The organism is Streptomyces sparsus (assembly GCF_054776295.1).
On record NZ_BAAHCA010000665.1, the window covers coordinates 1 to 2,738 of the forward strand.

The 2,738-nt window shown below is 72.6% G+C and carries 2 protein-coding genes; one reads left to right on the forward strand and one right to left on the reverse strand.

The window, feature by feature from the left end:
• Window positions 1-1,350: MFS transporter (locus ACYVE9_RS21840; protein ID WP_461029592.1), on the reverse strand; the 1,350-nt coding region annotated here is incomplete at its 3' end.
• A 564-nt stretch (window positions 1,351-1,914) separates the two neighbouring features.
• On the opposite strand from ACYVE9_RS21840, the gene ACYVE9_RS21845 reads away from it, so the two are divergent.
• The coding region (locus tag ACYVE9_RS21845; protein WP_461029593.1) for a phosphatase PAP2 family protein at window positions 1,915-2,738 on the forward strand (824 nt) is incomplete at its 3' end.

Consider the following 2,738-nt stretch of genomic DNA (forward strand, 5'->3'; position numbering starts at 1 on the left):
CAGTCCGTCGGTACGGCGGACGGCCGCGGTGTAGGCCCCGTTCATCACGCTGCCGAGCACCGCGATGCCGAGCCCGGCGCCGAGCTGGTAGGCGGTCTCGCCGACGGCCGCCGCGCCGCCCGCCTGCTGCGGCGGGGCGTCGCTGAGCATCGACTCGTAACAACCGAAGAGCGTCGTCTCCAGGCCGAAGCCGAGCAGGACGAAGCCGCCGACCAGCACCGCGGGCCGGTCGTGCTCGCCCACCGAGACCAGGCTGAGCACCGCCACGGCCGTGGTCACGAAACCGAGCGCGACCATGGTCCGCGGTCCCAGCCACTGGAGCATGCGGGGGCCGGCGAGCCCGGCGGCGATGGCCGCCACGGAGAGCGGCAGCAGCCGGAGCCCGGTCTCCAGCGGGGAGAGGCCGAGCACCAGCTGGAGGTACTGGGCGGCGATCAGGGCCAGACCCACGAGGGCGAGCACGGTCAGCACGATGCAGCCGACCGCGGTGCCGAACGCCGGGCGGGCGAACGCGGCGAAGTCGATCAGCGGGAAGGGACGCCGCCGCTGGCGTCGGACGAACAGGGTCAGCAGGCCGGCACCGGCCAGCAGGAGTGTCAGGGTGAGCGGCGACAGCAGCTCACCGGCGCCGATCCGCTTGACGCCGAGAATGACGCCGCCCAGCCCGGCCACGGCCGTCAGCGCGCCGAGCACGTCCCACGGCCCCTCGCGCTCGCCGGTGGACTCCGGTACGAGCCAGCGGCCGAGCGGGATGCTGACCGCCATCAGCGGAATGTTGATCAGGAACACCGAGCCCCACCAGAAGTACTCCAGCAGCGCCCCGCCGACCAGGGGTCCCAGCGCCGCGCCGACCGCGGCGACGGCGCTCCAGATCCCGATGGCCAGCGCCCGTTCGCGGCGGTCGGGGAACACCTGGCGCAGGATCGACAGCGTGGCCGGCATGATCATCGCACCGCCGACGCCGAGCAGCGCGCGGGCGGCGATCAGGACGCCCGGTGAGGTGGCCACCACGGCCAACGCCGACGCCAGACCGAAGAGGGCGTAGCCGTACAGCAGCACCCGCCGTCGCCCGGTGCGGTCACCGAGCGTGCCGAACAGGATCAGCAGCGACGCGCAGACGAGCGGATAGCAGTCGACGATCCACAGCAGCTCCATGGCGCTGGGCCGCAGGTCCGCCGAGACGGCGGGCACCGCCACGTGCAGCACGGTGGCGTCGACCGCCACCAGCAGAAGGCTGCTGCACAGCATGACGAGCACGGTCCAGCGGCTGCCGAGCGCGCCCGCCGGGCCGCCTCTCCGGTCGGGGACGTCCGGTGTCCGAGCGGTCTTCGCCGTGGTCGTCCCTGTCATCTGCGCACCTCCTCCTGCCCCGCCCGCCGCGGACCGGAGGGGACGCCGGACGCGGGAGAGGCGTCCGGCCCGGTGGGGCAAGGGGCGAGTGACGGAGGAAAGGGTACGCGAGTGCGGCGATGCCCGAAGTGCCGCACATCACTGGTGCCGGCGCGGTCCGGGACCGCTGCGTACGCCGCCCCGGCCGGTGGTGCCGTCGGCCGGTGGCAGCCTCCGGCGTGCGCCCCTGCCGGTTCGCGGCCGGCGGGACGGTGGTCGCGTGCACCGGTTGGACGGTCCGCGAACGTCCGCCGATCGGGTGACCGGCGGCTCCGCCGCGAGCCGGGACACGGCCGACGCCCCCTCGGAGCGCGTGGGTTAATCACCGATGGACTACGTCGGACACTCCGGAAAACACGTCGGGGATTCGTCCGGAAAAGCCTTCGAAGCAAAAACGCCGCGCCCCGCTTCACCCAGGAAACGACGGCTCCCAAGACGCCGTTGAGACACATTCCACATCACATCGCCATTACGAAGACCGCGGTCCGACCTGACTGAGCCATCACCCGCTGTAATCTCGTTTGAGTGCGTACCGACCGAATCTTCGCCCGCCTGGAGCAGGAGCCGGCGCGGCCCTTGGACCCGGCCCCGGGGATGAGCGTCACCCGCCAGTCGCTGTTCATCGCGACTCTGGGCCTCTACGCGGCCATCGTGGCCGCGGTCCTGGGCTCGACCGTCCTGGTTCGGACGGACTGGCAGGTCATGCTGTTCCGGCCGTACAAGCAGTGGCCGGAGCTCCACCCCTACCTCGACTACTTCGTGGTGCTGGGCCAGCGCGGCCCGACGGCGGTGCTGGTGGCGGCCTGGCTGGGCTGGCGCTCCTGGCGGCAGCGCACCCTGCGCCCGCTGCTGGTCCTGGGGGTGTCCCTGCTGCTGCTGAACGTGACGGTGGGCGCCGCGAAGCTGGGCATGGGCCGCGAGGGCCCGCACTACGCCACCACCATGGGCAGCAACGAGATGTTCCTGACCGGCGATATATTTCCCTCCGGTCACACCGCGAACGCGGTCGTGACCTGGGGCGTACTGGCATATCTGGCCAGTACCGTCCTCGCCCGCCGCTGGCTGTCCGTGCTCGCCGCGGTCTTCGCACTGGGCGTCGGCACCACCACGGTCTACCTCGGCACGCACTGGGTGAGCGACGTCCTGCTGGGCTGGGCCGCGGGCCTGCTGATCCTGCTGGCGCTGCCCTGGTGCGAGCCGGTCATCGCCCGGGTCGAGGAACACGTCATGGCGTACTGGGCCAGGGCCCGGGCCGCCCTGCGGCTGCCCGCCTTCGGGCTGCCGCCGGTGGGCCCGGGGCCGTCACTGGCCGGGCGTCGCAGCGGTGAGGCCCAGCCGCCGGTTCGGGA